The following is a 16,588-nucleotide window of genomic DNA, read 5'->3' on the forward strand; positions in this document are numbered from 1 at the left end:
TGCGGCGCAACCGGAATTCGCCGTGGACGGCCCGGGTTCCGGCATGGCGAAGCCGGAATCGCGAATCGTATAATTCGGGCATGGAGCCGGTTGAGCCTCGGACCAGCTGGACGTTCGTCACGCACCACGCCCGGATCCTCGCCCTGATCCTGAAGGATCCGCAGACGCGCCTGCGGGACGTGGCCGAGATCTGCCGGATCACCGAGCGGGCGGCCGGGGCCATCGTCACCGACCTGGAGAACGCCGGTTACCTCACCCGGGTACGCAACGGCCGCCGCAACCGCTACGAGGTCACCCCCGGAACCCTCTTCCGCCATCCGGCCGAAGGGTTCCGCGAGGTCGCCGGACTGCTCCACCTGCTGGCCGGCCTGGACTCGGGGACCACGGCGGCCGGGCGGCCCGCGGCCCCTCCCCACCAGGCCCTTCCCCCGCGTCCGGGGCCTTGGAAGGGAGCAAGGCCATGACCTCACATCCCGACCACACGGCGGTGGTCTTCGAGCCCGGGCCCGAGCGGGCGTTGGCGCGGGTGAGCGGCGAGATCGACATGGACGAGGCCCTCGGGGTGCACGAGGCCCTCACCGCCGCGCTGGACGCGAGCCGCACCGGCCTCGATGTCGACCTCACCGCGGTCTCCTTCTGCGACAGCTCGGGCCTGGAGGTCCTGCTGGACCTGAACCGGGAGGCCCGGGAGGCCGGAAAGACCCTCGTCCTCACCGCCCTCAGCCGTCCCGTCGCCCGCCTGCTGGAACTGACCGGTGCCCGGGACGTGCTCGCCGTCCACGCCGAGGAGCTGCGGGTCAGGACCAGACGCTACGGCCCGACCGTCCACCTGACGCCGGTCGGCCGGCTGACCGCGGCCACCGGGCCGGTTCTCAAGGAGGTGCAGGCCGAGGCGGAGGCGGAGGGCCTGGACGTGGTGGCGTGCGACATGCGGGACCTGACCCTCCTCGACGTGCAGGGCCTGTCGGCCCTGCTGGCCCTGGTCCGCCGCCTGGACGCGCGGGGCATCGCGTTCTTCGCCTACAACTGGCAGCCCCAGCCGCGAAGGCTGCTGGACCTCGTCGACGAACCGTACGGGCCCCGCGAAAGGCCCACCCGGCTGCTGCGCCGCCTGCAGGACTTCGCCGCCGCCGCGCGTGCGGCCGGAGCGGCAAGGGCCCGAGCGGAAGCCCCCGACCGGACCGGGACCCCGCCGCATTAGGGGTCCCGCGTCCGCGGTGGAGGGCGGCGCACCGCACGGTCGCGGCCCCGGGCGGCCCGGGAGCAGGGCGGGCGCGTTTCGGGTGGACCGCATGCGCGCAGGCCGTCCGGGCATGTGCGCGGTGTGATGACGAAGCTCAAGGTGATGACGTTCGCGCTGCCCGGCGTGCTCGCGGCCGGGGCCGCCGGTGCGGCGGTGGCGTTCTCCGCGTGGTGGTGGGTCCTGGCCGTACCGATGGCCCTCCTGGTGGCCCTGGCGGTCCGGGACGTGAGCCGGCGCCGGCACTCCGTCCTGCGCAACTACCCGGTCCTCGGCCATCTGCGGTTCGCCCTGGAGGCCGTGCGGCCCGAACTCCAGCAGTACTTCATCGAGCGGAACTTCGACGGCCGCCCCTTCGACCGTGATGTCCGCAGCATCGTCTACGCACGGGCCAAGGGGACCGACGCGGAGGAGCCGTTCGGCACGGAACGCGACCTGTACCGGCCGGGCGCCGAGTACCTCGTCCCGTCCATGGCCCCGCGGCCGGTCCCCGAGGAGGCGCCGCGGGTCAGGATCGGCGGCCCCGACTGCACCCGCCCCTACGACATGGCCCTGCTCAACGTCTCCGCCATGAGCTTCGGCTCGCTGTCGGCCCAGGCCGTCACGGCGCTCAACACCGGGGCCCTGCGCGGTGGTTTCGCCCACGACACCGGCGAGGGCGGCCTGTCCGAGTACCATCTGCGGCCGGGCGGCGACCTGGTCTGGGAGATCGGTACGGGCTACTTCGGCTGCCGCACCGAGGACGGCCGTTTCGACGAGCGGCAGTTCGCCGAGAAGGCCGCGCGCGACCAGGTGAAGTGCGTCTCGCTGAAGCTGAGCCAGGGCGCCAAGCCCGGGATCGGCGGGGTCCTGCCCGGGGCGAAGGTGAACGCCGAGATCGCCGCGGTCCGCGGGGTGCCCGAGGGGGTCACCGTCATCTCGCCGCCCTACCACACGGCGTTCTCCACACCCCGCGGCCTGGTCCGCTTCCTCGCGCGGATGCGGGAGCTCGCGGACGGCAAGCCGGTCGGCTTCAAGCTGTGCGTGGGCTCGCGGCGCGAGTTCCTCGCGGTGTGCAAGGCCATGCTGGACGAGGGCACCGCACCGGACTTCGTCATCGTCGACGGGGCCGAGGGCGGGACCGGCGCGGCGCCCCTGGAGTTCGCCGACCAGGTCGGGCTGCCGTTGACGGAGGGCCTCGTCACGGTCCACAACGCCCTCGTCGGCACGGGCCTGCGCGACCGCGTCCGGATCGGTGCCAGCGGGAAGGTCGCCACCGGGAGCGACCTGGTGAGACGGCTCGCCCAGGGCGCCGACTACGCCAACGCCGCCCGGCCGATGATGTTCGCCCTGGGATGCATCCAGGCCCAGCGGTGCCACACCAACACCTGCCCCGTCGGAGTCGCCACGCAGGACCCCCGCCGGGCGGCCGCCCTCGACGTGGCCGACAAGGCGGAGCGCGTCCACCGCTACCAGCGGGCCACCGTCAAGAGCGCCCTGCAGATCATGGCCGCGATGGGCGTCGGCCATCCTCGGGAGCTGCACCCCGGGCTCCTGCTGCACCGCGTCGATCCGCACACCGTCCGCTCGGGTGCCGAGCTCTATGAGTGGCTCTCCCCCGGGCAGCTCCTCGACGGCCCGCCCCGCGGCTGGGCCGAGGACTGGGCTGCGGCCGACCCGGACCGCTTCGGCGGCTGACCGCCGGCCGGCCCCGGTCCCGGCCCGTCACCTCGCCCCACCCCGCCCCACCTCATTTCCCGTCGCCCCACGACCCACAGGACTGCCCCATGACACGCACCGTTGCCCGCGCCATCGTCGACACCCTCAAGGAGCTCGACGTCCGCCACGTCTTCGGAGTCGTCGGCGACGCGCTCAACCCGCTGACGGACGCCATCCGCACCACGGACGGCATCGAGTGGATCGGCTGCCGCCACGAGGAGGCGGCAGCCTTCGCCGCCGGCGCGCAGGCGCAGCTGTCCGGCCGGCTCGGCGTGTGCATGGGCACCGTCGGCCCCGGCTCCGTCCACCTCCTCAACGGCCTCTACGACGCGGCCAAGAGCCACGCACCCGTCCTCGCCGTCTGCGGCCAGGTACCGCTCGCGGAGCTGGGCACCGACTACTTCCAGGAGGTCGACAACGACCAGCTGTTCCGCGACGTCGCCGTGTACCGGGCGACGGTGACCTCGCCGCAGCAGATGCCCCGGCTGCTGGAGTCGGCGGTCCGGGCGGCGGTGACGCAGGGCGGCGTGGCGGTCCTGACCGTCCCCGGCGACCTCGGGGACCAGGAGGTCGAGGAGGACCGTCCGGTGCGCCTCGCCCCGGACCGGCCGGTGACCCGGCCCGACGATCCCGCGCTCGCCGAGGCCGCACGGCTCGTCGACGCCGGCTCCAAAACCACCCTGCTGGTCGGCCGAGGGGCGCGGGAGGCCCGCGAGGAGGTCCTGCGGCTGGCGGAACTCCTCGCCGCGCCCATGGTGCTCACCCTCAAGGCCAAGGAGGGCTTCGAGCACGACAACCCGTACCAGGTGGGCCAGACCGGGCTGATCGGCAACCCGGCCGCGTCGCACGCCCTCGACGGCTGCGACACCCTGGTCATGCTGGGCACCGACTTCCCCTACCGCGACTGGTACCCCTCGGGCTGCAAGGTCGTCCAGATCGACACCCGGGCCGAACACCTGGGCCGCCGGGTCCCGGTGGACGCCGCGCTCGCCGGGGACGTCGGGGCCACCCTGCGCGCCCTGCTCCCCCGGCTGGAGGCCTCGTCCGACCGCTCCCACCTCGACGACGCCCGCTCCCGCTTCGAGTCCTGGACCGAGGACCAGCACAAGCTCGCCGACCCCCGCCACGACCGCCGCTGGACCGGCCGGCTGCGCGCCCTGGTGGACAATCGGGACCACGACGTCCGCCCCGAGGCCCTGGCCCTGGCCGTGGACCGGCACGCCGCGGACGACGCGGTCTTCACCTCCGACACCGGCATGGCCACCGTGTGGCTCTCCCGCTTCGTCACCCTGCGCGGGACGCGGCGGCTGCTCGGCTCGTACAACCTCGGGTCGATGGCGAACGCCATGCCGCAGGCGCTCGGCGCCCAGCTGTGGGCCCCCGGCCGGCAGGTGGTCGCGTTCTGCGGGGACGGCGGGCTGAGCATGCTGCTCGGTGACCTGATGACGATCAAGACCTACCGGCTGCCGGTCAAGCTCGTCCTGTTCGACAACCGGCGCCTGGGGATGGTCAAGCTGGAACAGGAGCAGGCGGGACTGCCGGAGTTCGGCACGGAACTCGACAACCCCGACTTCGCGGCCGTCGCCACGGCCCTGGGGCTGACGGGCATCCGCGTCACCGACCCGGCCGCGCTGGACGACGCGGTGCGCCAGGCGCTGGACACGCCCGGACCCGTCCTGCTCGACGTGCTGACCAACCCCCGCGAGATCGCCGTGCCCGCCAAGCCCACCGTGGGGCAGGGGTGGGGCTTCGCCATCGCCAAGGTCAAGGAGACCCTGGCCAGCGACCGGGACTGAGGGCCGGCCGGCGGACGCCGCCGGCGGGGTTCCCGGGGCCGTTCCGGGGGAGGTGAGGGGGGCAGGGCCGCACACGCGGCGTCCACCCCTCCCGCCCCCCGACCCCGCCCGCCCCCTGACCGGCCCGGAGGCCGCCTTGACGCAACCCACCGCCGCTCCCTCCCTCCTGGCGGTCTTCGCCCACCCGGACGACGAATCCCTCCTCGCCGGCGGCGTGCTCGCCCAGCACGCCGCCGCCGGCGCCCGCACCGCGGTGGTCACCGCCACCTGGGCGGCCGACAGCCACCGGGTCCCCGAACTCGCGGCAGCCCTGGACCACTTGGGTGCCGGCGCCCCCCGGCTGCTCGGCTACGCCGATGCCCGCAACCCCGCCTCGGCACCGAGCGGCGCCGTACGCCTCGTCGACGCGCCCGTGGACGAGGCCGTGGGCCGTCTGGTCGCGCACATCCGCGAGGTCCGGCCCGGCATCGTCGTCGGCCACGACGCCCTGGGCCAGCTCACCGGGCATCCGGACCACCGGCGGGCCCACCAGATCACCCGGCTCGCCGTCGAGGCCGCGGGCCTGCCGCAGCTGTATCCCGATGCCGGTGAGCCGTGGCAGCCGGCGGCCCTGTACGCGGCCACGCACTCGGAATCCGGGGTGGGCCGGCTCGGCCCGCTCCTCCGGAGCGTGGGCAAGACGCTGCTCGCGGTGCCGGACTCGTATGTGACCACGACCGTCGACGTTTCGGCGTGGGCCGCGGTGAAGTGGGCGGCGATCCTGGCGCACCGCAGCGAGGTCGCCCGCGCGCGGTCCCTGCCCGGCCTCCTCGACCGCCTGCCCGAACCCGAACGCGCGGAGATCATCCGCGTCGAGTCCTTCACCCGGCTCTCCCCGGGCCCCGTACCGGGCGACCCTCACCGGCTCGTCGCCCACCCTGGCCGGCCGGCGGCCGGCTGAGGTGGCGGAGGGCGGCGAGGGTGAGGGGGTTGCGGGTGCTCGCCGGCGGTGGCGATGCCGTCAGCAGGGCTTCCAGCAGCATGTCCTCCGGCGACGCCCCGCCGCTCACGCGGCGCAGGCACAGCGAGAGGAGGGCCAGGGTCCGTAGCTGCGCGGGGAGTTCGGGCGAGTCCTCGGGGAGCAGGGCGACGAGTTCCGTCTGGATCTCGACCACCCGCCGCAGGACGTCGTTGTCGTGCAGCTTCTCAACGCCGCCGTAGAGGGCGTCGGCCACCTCCTGGCGGAGCCTGATCCGCCAGCCCAGCGAGATGTGGGGGAAGGACGGGGCGGCCAGGACGCCCTCGGCGGCCGCCGACAGTGCGGCGAACCGCTCCGGCGTGGGGCTCCGCGCGAACGCCTGCTCCGCCTCCTCCATGCGTGCCACGAAGGGGTCCAGGTCCAGTTCGGCGCGGCGGCGGGCGGGCTCGGTGGCGGGCGGATCCGCCCGCAGGGTCTCGGGCCACGGCCGGGCCTCGAAGTTGTGCAGCACCCGCATGACGTCCCGGAGCATCCCGGGCGAGGTGTAGAACTCCTCGGGGGCGGTCACCAGGCGGAAGCGGACCTTGTCGCGGCGCTTCGTCAGCTCCCGCGCGGCACGTTCGGCGGTGACGCGGGCGGTGGGGACGATGAGCACGGGCGAGGAGCTCTCGGGCCGCAGCATCAGGTAGGCCACGCCGTCGAGTTCGGAGTGCGCCACCATCATCGTCACCGGTCCGCGTTCCTCGTCGAGGCCCAGCACCGGGAGTTCGACGAGCAGGGCACCGTGCGGGGTGCGGTGCTGGAGGAGGACGACGCGCCGGCGGGCGGCGAGCGCGGGCTCGCCCGTCAGCATGCCGGCGAGGTCGCCGCCGCCGTCGCGCATGCACAGGGTCGTGCCCTCGTCGAGTTCGCCGAGCCATTCGTGGAGCCAGGTCGGTGAGAGGTGGCAGGCGCGTTGGTCCTGCCAGGGCGAGATGAACCACAGGGCCGTGTCGCCCTCGTCCAGCCACATCGGTTCCGTGCCGACGGGCTCCACACCGGGGACCCGGACGGGCAGCGCGTTGTGGAGCACCTCGACCAGCGGGTATCCGTGGAGTTCGTCGGTCGGGGGGTCGAGGTCGATCCGGCCGTGGGTGGCCGTGGTCTGGGTGAGGACGACCGACATCAGGGCCGGATGCAGACCGGGCATGCTGAGCTCCGGCACCGCCCACAGGCCGGAGAGCGTGTCCCGGTCGTGCTGCGGCAGTCCGGTGTCGGAGAGGAGGGGTCCGACCACCTGGTCCACGAGCCCCTTCACCCAGGCGGGGGTGGCGACGTCGGCGGGGAGCCGGCCGTAGTCCAGGGGAGCTCCGTCGAGGCGTACGTGGGCGAGCAGGCGGGCGGTCTCCTCCGGGCCCCCGTCCGCCGCGCGGCGCAGGTCCGCGTCGGGCAGCGCCTCCAGGGCGCGGCACAGGGCCGGGAAGCGGCGGTCCGGCCGATTGCCCGGGACGCGCAACCACCGCTCGGCCCGCTTCGGCCGGTGGAGCCGCTGCGGCTGCCACGCTTCCAGGACGGGTACGGCGAGGGCGAGCTCGCCCAGGACGAGGGCGAGCCGCTCCCGGGACGCGTCGGGCAGGTCGCGGGTGCGCAGCCACTCCAGGGCGTCGGCGGCGTCGAGGTAGGGCTGGGGGTGCCGGGCCCGGTAGGCCTCCATGGCGGCGGGCTCGACCGCCAGGCCGGGCAGGAACGTCGCCACGGCCTCGTGCGTGAACCGGGACGCCTGGACCGTGGCCGCGAGCAGCCGCGCGCACCGGTCGCGCAGCGCTCCGGGCTCGTAGGGCTCCATGGCGGAGGGGCTCAGGACGAGCTGGATCCAGCCCAGTTGGGTGGTCCTGAGCAGGGTGTCGTGCACCGATTCGTGCGCGAGGATCTCCGTGAGCGAGTCACCGTTGATGATCCGGTCGATGCTGACGAGGATGCGGCCGCCCCGGCAGAGCCCCGCCCAGTCCCGGCTGAAGGCCAGGACGCGCGCGGCGGAGGGCGAGGTGGGGGTGGGGGTGGAAGGGTGGGGCATCGGGGGCCTTTCAGGGTGAGGCGTCCTCTCCGGGTGCGGCGGGCGGCGGGGGCGGCGGGGCCGCCGGCTCGCGCTCGTGCGCGTGCTCGTACGGGAGGGCGGTGAGCGGTACCCCTTGTGCCCAGAACCGGGTGAGCCGGCGGTTCAGGACCTGTTCGGCCTCGGAGTCCGGGGGCAGGGGCAGGTGCAGGGCGGTCATGAGGTCGAAGCGGTGCAGGTCGAAGGCCGCCGTCAGGGTCTCGGCGTAGCCGCGGGCTGCCGCCACGGCCGCCCGGTAGGCCACCCAGGCCGCCAGGAGGAAGGCGGCCGGGCTCGCAGGCCACCAGCCGTCGCCGCCGAGCACGAGGGGGACGCTGAGCAGGCCGGTGGCGCCCGCCGTCACGCTCAGTCGGCACGCCAGGTCGAGCTGGTCGCGCCGGTCGTCGACGACGGCCCGGATCCGGTCACCGAGCAGGGGGTGGAGCCGCGGCCACCACACGACGGCGTCCGCCCCGTACGCGGCGCCCGCCGTCGCCTCGCCGGCGCGCAGGGTGTTGCCGAGCGCCGTGGGCAGCAGGGGTACCGGGGGCGGCGGGAAGCTCCGCGCCAGTTGCCAGGAGGCGGCCAGGATGCGTTGCCGTTCGGCCTCGGTGGGGTGGGCGGTGACGACTTCGGCCGCCCGGGCCAGGCGGTCCCGGGAGCGTGCCTGGAGCTTCACCGCGTACCGGGTGGCGGGGCGGGCCGGGCGCGGCCAGTACCCCTCCAGGAGCTGGACGAGCGGGGCCTGGAGGGGGTGGAGGAGGACGGCGAGGAGCAGCGCGCCCAGGGCCAGGGCGGCGAGCGCGGCGCCGGAATGGCCGTGGAGGCGGGACAGCGCCCGGGACACCTCGATACCGCCCCCGGGGGCGCGGGCGGCGAGGAGTACCCCGAGGTAGGCGAGGGCCGCGTACGTGGGCAGGTAGCCGACGAGCGTGAACCGCGAGGCGGTCAGCCGGGTCATGCCCGTGGCGAGCTGGGCGGGGGTGCTCACCGCCGGGCGGTCTCGTACGGTTCCAGCGGCACCTGGTGCGCCGGGCAGGCCGGCGGGACGTCCGGGTGGCGGGCGACCAGCACGGTCGCGTCGCCGTGCGGGCAGCGGAACTCCAGCAGCGCCCAGGACACGGGAAGTCCGGGGAGGCTGGCACCGTCGCCGGTGCCCAGTGCGAAGCCGCCCTCGGTGTCGTCGCGGCCCGCGTCGCCGTCGTCGTCCTCGCCGTCGTCGTCCGGACCGTCGTCGTCCTGGCCGTCGTCGTCCTGGCCGTCGTCGTCCGTCTCGCCGCCGGCCTCCAGCAGCACGTCCTCGTCTCCGTCGGCGTCCACCCACCGGAACGACTCGCCGCCGAGCGCGATCACCACCGCCCGTACCCCCGGGGGCGCCGTACCGAGGAGGCGGCGTGCGGTGTCGGCGTCGCCTTCGCGGAGTTCGCCGGGGAACCCGCCCCGGCGGACCCACACCATCACGTCGTCTGCCTGCTCGCCACGGACGGTCCTCATGCCTGCCCCCTACCCCCTGCGGCCGCGCGCGGCCGGTGCGAAAACCACATGATGCAGGGGCGGCCCGGAGGCTGTCCGGCGGTTGACACCACTGCCGCGGATCCGGTGCGGGCGGTGATCGCGCAGCGGTGACCGGCTCGCACACACCTTCCGCTGTCGACTGCCCATGCGGGTGGGGGGATCGCCTGCGGGGCAGCACGGGGCGCGCGGCCCGCTGTCGCGATCCGTCTGAGCACCGCGGCACTCGGTGCCCATATCCTGAGCCGATGAAAGAATCCGCAGCCGCTCTGACAGCCGCACTGTGGCCGCTCGCCGCGTCCGCGGAGACCGACGGGTTGCGGGAGCTGGCCTGCGATGACGGACTCACCGGGTTCATGCCACCGGCGCTGCCCGACGCGGCCTGGGTGCTCCACTCCATGTACGAACACGAGCTCGGGCCCTTCGACATGTCGTTCGCCGCATACCAGCGGGCCTTTCTGAACAGCGAGAGCACCGGCCACGAGATCATCCCGGGCCTCGACCCCGCGGAGGTGTTCCACGACCCCTCGGACACCTTCGCCCCCTCCAGAGGCGAGCACCGGCTGATCGAAATCCTCACCGAGCACAGCCCTCAGGGGTCGGACACCCGGTGTTTCGCCTACTACACCCCGCTCGTGCAGGGGGCCGAGGACTTCGACTCCCTGCACGTCCGGGCAGGTCGGCTCGGGGACGCCAAGGCCTTGTACGACCACCCGGAGGAAGGGTGGTGGACTCCGTCGAACCTCTGGGCGCACGACCTGTCCTGGGTGGTGTGCACGGACTACGACTTGTGGGCCACCAAGCTCGTCGGCCCGGCCCCGCTCGTCGAGTCCCTCCTCGGCGACCCGGAGATCGAGGCCGTACGACTCATCCTGTAGGGGTCGGCTTCTCTCAACCGTCCGCCTTCATGAGGATGTCGGTGATGCTGTTGGTTGCTCCGGTGGCGTAGGAGCCGGCCACGTCCAGGTCGAACCGGGCGGACGCGAGGCCGATGTAGGCGTTGGCGTCGAAGGGTTGCCGGTCCACGGCGGACAGGCACTTGCGGCTGCCGTCGCGGGCGAATCGGCCGAACTCGTGCCACTGGGCCTGCGTACCGGCGTCCGGGACGCGGAAGTAGTACCCGTCTTCCCAGGCGGCGAGCGTCCCGAGCTGTACGCACAGCGAGCGGATCCGGGCGAGCTCGGGGGCTCGCGCCGCCTGCTCGGCGTCGAATTCGACCTGTACCGTCCTCAGTTGGTCGCCGGCCGCGATGGCGCTCGCCAGCAGGTACCGCCCGCCGTTCCGGTACCAGGCGCGGACCTGCCGGGCTCGTGTCCGCGCCGACGCGGGGGGCGGTGCGTCGCCGAGCAGCTGCTGCAGGGTCCGTTGCCCGGTGGCGTAGTTCGGGAGGGGGGCCTGGTACCTGGTCATGGTGAGCGGCCCCCCGACGGCGAGCGTCAGCACCAGGGCCGTCGGCAGGGCCAGTGCGGACCATCGGACGAGGGGCCGCATCGCGGACGGGCGGCGGCGCTCCGGCGGCTCGGACCGCACCCGCCGTCGCAGGACGGCCGACACCAGGGCCGGCAAGGGGGTTGCCAGGACGGTGACCATGGCGGCGAGCAGGAGGGTGACGTTGGTGAAGGCGACCAGGTTTCCGTCCGGAAGCGCCCGCCATGCCGGACGCCAGCCGCAGTCGGTGTTCCACACGCTCAGGGGTGCCACGCACCCGTCCACGGACATCAGCACCACCGTGCCCGCGAGGCCCAGCGTCGCTGCCGTCTGGGTCGCGATCAGCGTGACGAGGAGGTGTCGGCCGCGGCCGGCCCAGAGGGCGGTGACGGTCAGTGTTCCGGCGAGCGCCATGAACGTGAAGGCCAGGAAACGCAGTCCCTCGACCCCGTTGGCCGGTGCCGGTCCGGCGTGTCCGGTGTGCAGGTACGCCAGGACGCCCGCGACCGCGAGCCAGCATCCCGTTCCGCCGAGCAGACCCGGCCCCAGTGCCCGGCGTAGCGGTGGAGGCGTCTCCCAACGGGCGGTGGAGAGTTCGCCGTCGGGCCGGGCGCGGGCCAGCCAGCGCGGGCGGTCGCCGGTCGGCCCCAGCGCCAGGGCCACGGCCGGAAGGAGCCAGACGGCCGCGGCGGCGGCGGTGAACAGGGGTGAGTTCAACGAGGTCAGGAGCAGGGGAACCAGTACGGCGGTGGCTGCGATGGCCGGGTGCCCCGTGTCCGAGGAGCCGGGAAACATCTGCAGGGCCACCTGGCGCGAGCCGGTGGCGCCCGCCATGTGCCAGAAGACCGCGTAGATCTGCTGGGTCGTCTGCCAGGTGAACCAGACCGATGCGACGATGAAGCCGGCTCCCAGGCACAGGGCAAGGGCCGGCCGTAGCGACCTGCCGCGCCAGGTCCCGGCCCACAGGCGGGCGCACCGGGTGACCCAGACGGTGAAGGCGGTGCCGGCGGCCATGATCAGCAGCAGGCTCGTCAGGCCGCCGATCCACCACTGCGACATACCGGCGCCCCACCCGATGACCAGCGTGCCCGTACCGAGCCCGGCACCCAGCCAGAGTCCGGTGCGCACGCCGGAGGGCGCCGGGCGGCCCGTCACCACCGCGTAGACCACCGAGCGCCAGAGTGCGGTTCCGATCACGCCGCACACCAGGAGGGCGGGAACGAACGCCAGCGCCTGGAACATCCAGCTGCTCAGCCATCTGTACGTGCCGAAGTAGGTGAAGAGGTGGCCGTGGATCAGCACCGCGCCCGCACCGGTGAGAAGGACGGGCAGCGGCCGGAGTCCGAAGAGCGGGGAGGGATCGGCCAGCGCGGTCCGGCGCGCCCGTGCCCGCGGGTGCGTGCTCCACGGCTCCCTCAGAGAATCGGCGAAGGAGCGCAGTCCCCGCGGGGAGGGCGCCGCGGTGAGGGAGCGGTGCAGGTCCGCGCCCCAGCGGGCCGCCGCGAGGTCGGCGTGGATCTCCCGCGCGCGCAGCACGTCGGCCCGTGCGAGGTGGACGAGGGCGACCAGCAGGACGGGAAGCAGGAGCGTCCGGATCTGGTACGGCGCGGTGGCCAGCCAGGTGGGAGGGGCGAAGGTGCTGGACTGGAAGGCCGACCAGAGCAGGTAGGGCAGCAGGACCAGCGTGCAGAAGGTCCGCCACAGTGCGACGGTGCCGTAGGTGACGGTGACGTCCCGGTTGGCGATGTGGGCGAGTTCGTGGAGCAGTACGGTCCGCACGTGGCCGGGGTCGGAGCCGCGGCAGGCGAGCAGGCCGCCGTGCAGGCTGATGACCGGCCGGCGGTTGCGGCCGAAGACCACCGCGCCCGCCGTGGGAGCGGTCCGGTCGACGACCACGCGTGGCGCCCGGGCCAGCCCCGCTGCCGCGGCCGTCTCCTCGACCAGTCGCAGGACGGCTCCGTCGGGATCCAGGACGTGCAGGGCGACGAGGCGCCGTCGCCGGATCGTCCAGGCCGGTAGCAGGAGGAAGAGCAGCGCGGCCGCGACCATGAGCAGCGCCGGCAGGGCGGCGATCTGCCACCAGGGCGGCAGGGGCGCGAACTTGTCCATACAAGCCCAGAACGGAACCCACTGGGCACCCACGCGGATCATTGCGGCCGCGTCTCCGGCCCGGTCCGGATCGAGCCCCGCGGCGAGCAGGCAGTCGACGCCGTCGCCGGCGTGCAGGGTCTGCACGACCGGCAGGACCAGCGCCGCGCCGGCCGCCAGCATCAGCACGACCAGCATGACGAAGCGGATGGTCGTCCCCGCGCCCAAGGCCCGCTCGTCGATGCGCGGCCGGGCGGGCGCGGCGTTCACCGCGGGTCGCCACCGGCCGGTTCGCCCGCCTCCTCCTCCTGGCCCTCCGGCGGCCCGGCGGCCGGTTCCGCCAGTACCGCCGCCGCGACGACGGCATCGGCGAGCTCCGCTGCGCGTTCGGCGGCGAAGCCTCGCCGGGTGGCCGCCTCGACAACACGCCGGTGGACGTCGGCCAGTTGGGCTCGGTCCAGCGGCGGCAGCACGGCCGGCGGCACGGGCCTGCGGAAGAGCCGTCGTAACCAGCCGCGCGAGCGCCGGCCGGCTCGCTCGACGGCCGCGCCGGCGATGGCCGCGGCCACCTGGTCGAGCACCAGCCAGACCACGGGTGTGACCAACGCGGCCACCTCGGTCACGCCGAACCCCAGCGGGTCGCGCCGGCCCCGCCCCGACAGGCGCCGCACCACCGCGGCGTCGTCGAGAGCCAGCAGGCCGTCCACCATCACTTCCTCGTCCGGCGCCACCTTCGCCACCACATCGCGGACGACGTCCCGCACGCGTCGTCCGCTCGCCGACACCCCGGTCAAGTCCACTCAAGCCCCCCGCCCGTGACAGTCCATCAGAACGAGCATTCACGATGACATGGCGTGGCCGACTCCGCCATGCCACCGGGCTACGCCGCTCGGGCGAGGGAACGCCGGGCTCGACTACACCTCGTTGAAGCCGCGCGCCGGGTCGTAGATGTCCGCCTCGATGACGACCACGAAGAAGGTCGTCACGACGTAGTGGACCATGACGCGGTCTTCCCATGCCTCGCGCGTGACGGTGTCGCGCATGTAGGCACGGTAACTGCCGGTGCCTTCGGGCTCGGCTGCGATCCTGGCAACGAGGCGCTGGAACTTCTCCCGGTCCGCGGCCGGTATGTAGTCACGGAACCGTGCGACCTGCTCGGTGAACTGCACGCGTCTCTTCATCGAGGCGGGAGTCTAGGGTGAGGGCGGGGGCCGCTGCCGGGAATATCGGCCGCCGTCGGCCCGTGTACGTCTGATGTGGGGGCGTCAGGCGCGCTGGCGCGTCTACGACATCGCCGTTCCGGAGGGGATCTTGGGCAGCAGCCGGTCACGGTTCAGGGTCAAGGTGCCGGCGGTCCTCGCCGCCTCGCAGGACGCGGCCGGCCGGAGAGCGTGGACCGCTGCCCTGCCGGCTCTCGCCGAGGAATGGGTCGAGCGCTGGAGCCTGCGGCTGGACGGGCCGCCCGTGCACGGGGCCGTCGCGCTCGTGCTGCCGGTGCTGCGGGCGGACGGCCTGCCGGCGGTGCTGAAACTGCAGCCCGTCGACGAGGAAACGCGCGACGAGCCGGTCGCCCTGCGCGTCTGGGGTGAGCGCCACGCGGTCGGGCTGCTGAACGCCGCTCCGGATCGCGGCGTTCTGCTTCTGGAACGCCTTGACGCCGCACGGTCGTTGTCGACCGTGCCCGAGGGTGCCACGGCGCTCACGGCTCTTTCCGAGCTGCTGGCAGACCTGTGCGTTGTTCCGGCCCCCGCCGGGCTGCGTCGGCTGGCTGACATCGGGCGCGCGATGCTCGACCGGGTTCCGGTGTGCTCCCGTTCCCTGGCGGACCCATCCGAGCGGCGGCTGCTGGATTCGTGCGCGGCGGCGATGGGGGAACTGCTCGACGAGCCTGGCGACCGGCTCCTGCACTGGGATCTGCACTACGACAACGTCCTCGCGCCTCTTGCGTCCGCGCAGGCGCCGGGGCGTTCTCCATGGCTCGCCATCGACCCCAAGCCCCTCGCCGGCGATCCCGGCTTCGAGCTGCTTCCCGCGCTGCGCAACCGGTGGGACGACGCCCTCGGCGCCGGGGACGTCCACCGGGCCGTCCGCCACCGCTTCGACCTCATGACGGAGGTCGTCGGTCTGGACCGGGCACGGGCCGCCGGGTGGACGCTCGGGCGCGTCCTGCAGAACTGCCTCTGGGACATCGAGGACGGCGCCGTCGCCCTCCAACCCGAGCAGACGGCCATCGCCCGAGCCCTGCTCGGCCCTTCGGCCCCACGGGCATAGGGCGGCGGCCTGGTGCCAGCCCTCCGGGGTCAGGTCCGTGGTCGGCCCGGGTCGTCGTCGGCCAGTTGGGCGATCCAGCCGTACGGGAGTTCCTCGGCGTCGACGGTGACCGCCTCGACGGCCCTGCTCTCGGGATCGATCTCGGCCCGGACCCCCTCCCCCTCGTAGCACGGGTAGCCGGAGACACCGAGGGTGCCCGTCGCTACGACCCGGGCTGTGCGCAGGACGGCGTCGTGGCCCTTGGCGTCCTGGACGCCGGGCGGGCCGGGGCGGAGGACGACGGTGTACCGGTCGGGGACGGAAGGGGGCGCGGGGGTCATGGCCTCAGGCTAGTGACCGGGCCCGCCGGCGGCCTGGAGACACGGCCGACGGCGGGCTGACGGGCCGGGGTCGGCGTTCATGCCCGGGGCCGTGCGCCGTGGCGGTTGAAGGGGAGCCGGGCCAGGAGGAGCGCCATGCCGCAGGTGTCGGTGACGGCGGAGAAGACGAGGCCCGCGGCGATGGCCGCCGACAGGAGTTGCAGGGCCGGGTGGACGAGCAGTCCGAGGAGCAGGCCGGTCAGTACGAGGCCACCGGCGGTGAAGCGGACCTGCCGTTCCAGTGCCCAGACGGCCCGCGTGGGGCCGACCGGGTGCTCCAGCCGGTGGCCCGCGGCCGCCCACGCGCGGGTGCCGCCGGTGAGGCCGGAGGCGGGGATGCCGTGGACGGCCAGCTCCGTGACCGCCTTGTCCGAACGCGCTCCGGAGGCGCACACCACGAGGAGGGGCGCCCCTTCGGCGGCCTCCCGCAGTTCCGGTGCCCGCTGCGCGAGCCGGTCGAAGGGGATGTTGAGGGCGCCCGGCAGATGGCCGGTGGCGAACTCGCCGGGGGTGCGGACGTCGACGACGGTCAGCTCGCCGAGGCGCGGCTGCGCCTCGGCGACTGCGACTGCACGGGGAACGGTCATGGCGCAACGCGTCCTTGCGGAGGGGAAGGGGGTGGGGGTGGGTGGAGGCGGGAGAAGCCGCTTTCAGGCAGCCTGCCAGGGGTGGCGGGGAGGGAGGAGGGTCTTGCCCGGGAACTCACCCGGCTGCCACGAACTCGCCATGCCGTGGAAACAACTCCTCGTCCGGCCGGTACGGGAGACCAGCCGGCCGCGCGTGGTCGCGGGCTTCGAGCGCCGGCCTCGGGCCGCGCTCTGGTGCGGGGCGGTCTCCCCCGGCCGGGCGCGGGCGCTTGTGTTCCAGCTGAACCGGCTGTTCCCGTGGCGCCGGCCCGCTTCGGAGTGCCGCGTGCCGGGCGGCCGGGCCGGCTCGCGGGTGCTCGTCGTGGCGGTGGGGCCGGGTCGGGTGGTGCCGGAGCTCGCGGTGGGGCTGCCCCGGGAGTCGGGCAGGGGCGTCCCGGCGCTACGGGGCTCGCCCTAGGCCGTCTCTTTCGGATCTTGCCGGTCAAGCCCGCGTCGTCCGGTGCCGTGCATCGGCGCGTTGGGGGGGGGGGCCCCTGCTGGGGGAGACCGCAGGTACACCCCAAAAAAAGAAGGGGAGGGG

The 16,588-nt window shown here is 74.1% G+C and carries 16 protein-coding genes; 8 read left to right on the forward strand and 8 right to left on the reverse strand.

What is annotated here, in order from left to right; translation table 11 throughout:
• Positions 1-80: 80 nt before the first annotated feature.
• The 5 genes from ACZ5NJ_RS15800 to ACZ5NJ_RS15820 all read left to right on the forward strand — a co-directional run bounded on the left by ACZ5NJ_RS15800 (position 81) and on the right by ACZ5NJ_RS15820 (position 5,674).
• Positions 81-464 carry a winged helix-turn-helix domain-containing protein gene (locus tag ACZ5NJ_RS15800; protein WP_468765435.1) on the forward strand — a complete coding sequence of 128 codons (384 nt, stop codon included), beginning with the start codon at positions 81-83 and terminating at the stop codon, positions 462-464.
• Complete coding sequence (locus ACZ5NJ_RS15805; protein WP_468765436.1) at positions 461-1,201, forward strand: STAS domain-containing protein; 741 nt, start codon at positions 461-463, stop codon at positions 1,199-1,201. Before ACZ5NJ_RS15800 ends, ACZ5NJ_RS15805 begins: the two co-directional genes overlap by 4 nt.
• Before the next feature lie 126 nt (positions 1,202-1,327).
• On the forward strand, positions 1,328-2,917 hold the full coding sequence (locus ACZ5NJ_RS15810; protein ID WP_468765437.1) for an FMN-binding glutamate synthase family protein: 1,590 nt from the start codon (positions 1,328-1,330) through the stop codon (positions 2,915-2,917).
• Between the two features lie 89 nt (positions 2,918-3,006).
• Positions 3,007-4,734, forward strand: coding sequence for a thiamine pyrophosphate-dependent enzyme (locus ACZ5NJ_RS15815; RefSeq protein ID WP_468765438.1), 1,728 nt, complete (start codon positions 3,007-3,009; stop codon positions 4,732-4,734).
• A 136-nt stretch (positions 4,735-4,870) separates the two neighbouring features.
• Positions 4,871-5,674 carry a PIG-L deacetylase family protein gene (locus ACZ5NJ_RS15820; RefSeq protein ID WP_468765439.1) on the forward strand — a complete coding sequence of 268 codons (804 nt, stop codon included), beginning with the start codon at positions 4,871-4,873 and terminating at the stop codon, positions 5,672-5,674.
• On the opposite strand, the gene ACZ5NJ_RS15825 is transcribed toward ACZ5NJ_RS15820, so the two are convergent.
• The 3 genes from ACZ5NJ_RS15825 to ACZ5NJ_RS15835 are packed head-to-tail and all read right to left on the reverse strand — an operon-like array spanning position 5,595 to position 9,257.
• Positions 5,595-7,745, reverse strand: a complete 2,151-nt coding sequence (locus ACZ5NJ_RS15825; RefSeq protein WP_468765440.1) for a hypothetical protein — start codon at positions 7,743-7,745, stop codon at positions 5,595-5,597. The genes ACZ5NJ_RS15820 and ACZ5NJ_RS15825 overlap by 80 nt on opposite strands.
• A 10-nt stretch (positions 7,746-7,755) precedes the next feature.
• On the reverse strand, positions 7,756-8,754 hold the full coding sequence (locus tag ACZ5NJ_RS15830; RefSeq protein WP_468765441.1) for a hypothetical protein: 999 nt from the start codon (positions 8,752-8,754) through the stop codon (positions 7,756-7,758).
• Entirely contained in the window at positions 8,751-9,257 is a 507-nt protein-coding gene (locus ACZ5NJ_RS15835) for a hypothetical protein (protein ID WP_468765442.1), read from the reverse strand. Before ACZ5NJ_RS15835 ends, ACZ5NJ_RS15830 begins: the two co-directional genes overlap by 4 nt.
• Positions 9,258-9,523: 266 nt before the next feature.
• Between ACZ5NJ_RS15835 and ACZ5NJ_RS15840 the strand changes: the two genes are divergently transcribed.
• Positions 9,524-10,153, forward strand: coding sequence for a hypothetical protein (locus ACZ5NJ_RS15840; RefSeq protein WP_468765443.1), 630 nt, complete (start codon positions 9,524-9,526; stop codon positions 10,151-10,153).
• A gap of 13 nt (positions 10,154-10,166) precedes the next feature.
• Here ACZ5NJ_RS15840 and ACZ5NJ_RS15845 read toward each other — a convergent pair whose 3' ends face one another.
• The 3 genes from ACZ5NJ_RS15845 to ACZ5NJ_RS15855 form a co-directional block, all read right to left on the reverse strand.
• Positions 10,167-13,061, reverse strand: coding sequence for a M48 family metalloprotease (locus ACZ5NJ_RS15845; RefSeq protein ID WP_468765444.1), 2,895 nt, complete (start codon positions 13,059-13,061; stop codon positions 10,167-10,169).
• Positions 13,058-13,555: a hypothetical protein gene (locus tag ACZ5NJ_RS15850; protein WP_468765445.1), complete on the reverse strand. Its 498-nt coding sequence runs from the start codon at positions 13,553-13,555 to the stop codon at positions 13,058-13,060. Before ACZ5NJ_RS15850 ends, ACZ5NJ_RS15845 begins: the two co-directional genes overlap by 4 nt.
• 150 nt (positions 13,556-13,705) lie before the next feature.
• Positions 13,706-13,972: a hypothetical protein gene (locus ACZ5NJ_RS15855; protein WP_468765446.1), complete on the reverse strand. Its 267-nt coding sequence runs from the start codon at positions 13,970-13,972 to the stop codon at positions 13,706-13,708.
• 73 nt (positions 13,973-14,045) lie between these two features.
• Between ACZ5NJ_RS15855 and ACZ5NJ_RS15860 the strand changes: the two genes are divergently transcribed.
• Positions 14,046-15,062 (forward strand): aminoglycoside phosphotransferase family protein, encoded by a 1,017-nt coding sequence (locus ACZ5NJ_RS15860; RefSeq protein WP_468765447.1) that lies wholly within the window; start codon positions 14,046-14,048, stop codon positions 15,060-15,062.
• A gap of 29 nt (positions 15,063-15,091) precedes the next feature.
• On the opposite strand, the gene ACZ5NJ_RS15865 is transcribed toward ACZ5NJ_RS15860, so the two are convergent.
• Both ACZ5NJ_RS15865 and ACZ5NJ_RS15870 read right to left on the reverse strand, forming a co-directional pair.
• Positions 15,092-15,382: a hypothetical protein gene (locus ACZ5NJ_RS15865; RefSeq protein WP_468765448.1), complete on the reverse strand. Its 291-nt coding sequence runs from the start codon at positions 15,380-15,382 to the stop codon at positions 15,092-15,094.
• A gap of 77 nt (positions 15,383-15,459) precedes the next feature.
• Positions 15,460-16,008 carry a rhodanese-like domain-containing protein gene (locus ACZ5NJ_RS15870; RefSeq protein WP_468765449.1) on the reverse strand — a complete coding sequence of 183 codons (549 nt, stop codon included), beginning with the start codon at positions 16,006-16,008 and terminating at the stop codon, positions 15,460-15,462.
• Between the two features lie 103 nt (positions 16,009-16,111).
• Here ACZ5NJ_RS15870 and ACZ5NJ_RS15875 point away from each other — a divergent pair, with 103 nt between their 5' ends.
• Positions 16,112-16,465 carry a hypothetical protein gene (locus ACZ5NJ_RS15875; protein ID WP_468765450.1) on the forward strand — a complete coding sequence of 118 codons (354 nt, stop codon included), beginning with the start codon at positions 16,112-16,114 and terminating at the stop codon, positions 16,463-16,465.
• Positions 16,466-16,588: the final 123 nt, after the last annotated feature.

The sequence above is a fragment of the Streptomyces sp. NPDC032091 genome (assembly GCF_055580265.1).

Coding starts and splice junctions, on each gene's coding strand:
- ACZ5NJ_RS15800 (WP_468765435.1), top strand. CDS start 81: ATGGAGCCGGTTGAGCCTCGGACCAGCTGGACGTTCGTCACGCACCAC.
- ACZ5NJ_RS15805 (WP_468765436.1), top strand. CDS start 461: ATGACCTCACATCCCGACCACACGGCGGTGGTCTTCGAGCCCGGGCCC.
- ACZ5NJ_RS15810 (WP_468765437.1), top strand. CDS start 1,328: ATGACGAAGCTCAAGGTGATGACGTTCGCGCTGCCCGGCGTGCTCGCG.
- ACZ5NJ_RS15815 (WP_468765438.1), top strand. CDS start 3,007: ATGACACGCACCGTTGCCCGCGCCATCGTCGACACCCTCAAGGAGCTC.
- ACZ5NJ_RS15825 (WP_468765440.1), bottom strand. CDS start 7,745: ATGCCCCACCCTTCCACCCCCACCCCCACCTCGCCCTCCGCCGCGCGC.
- ACZ5NJ_RS15835 (WP_468765442.1), bottom strand. CDS start 9,257: ATGAGGACCGTCCGTGGCGAGCAGGCAGACGACGTGATGGTGTGGGTC.
- ACZ5NJ_RS15840 (WP_468765443.1), top strand. CDS start 9,524: ATGAAAGAATCCGCAGCCGCTCTGACAGCCGCACTGTGGCCGCTCGCC.
- ACZ5NJ_RS15855 (WP_468765446.1), bottom strand. CDS start 13,972: ATGAAGAGACGCGTGCAGTTCACCGAGCAGGTCGCACGGTTCCGTGAC.
- ACZ5NJ_RS15860 (WP_468765447.1), top strand. CDS start 14,046: ATGTGGGGGCGTCAGGCGCGCTGGCGCGTCTACGACATCGCCGTTCCG.
- ACZ5NJ_RS15865 (WP_468765448.1), bottom strand. CDS start 15,382: ATGACCCCCGCGCCCCCTTCCGTCCCCGACCGGTACACCGTCGTCCTC.
- ACZ5NJ_RS15870 (WP_468765449.1), bottom strand. CDS start 16,008: ATGACCGTTCCCCGTGCAGTCGCAGTCGCCGAGGCGCAGCCGCGCCTC.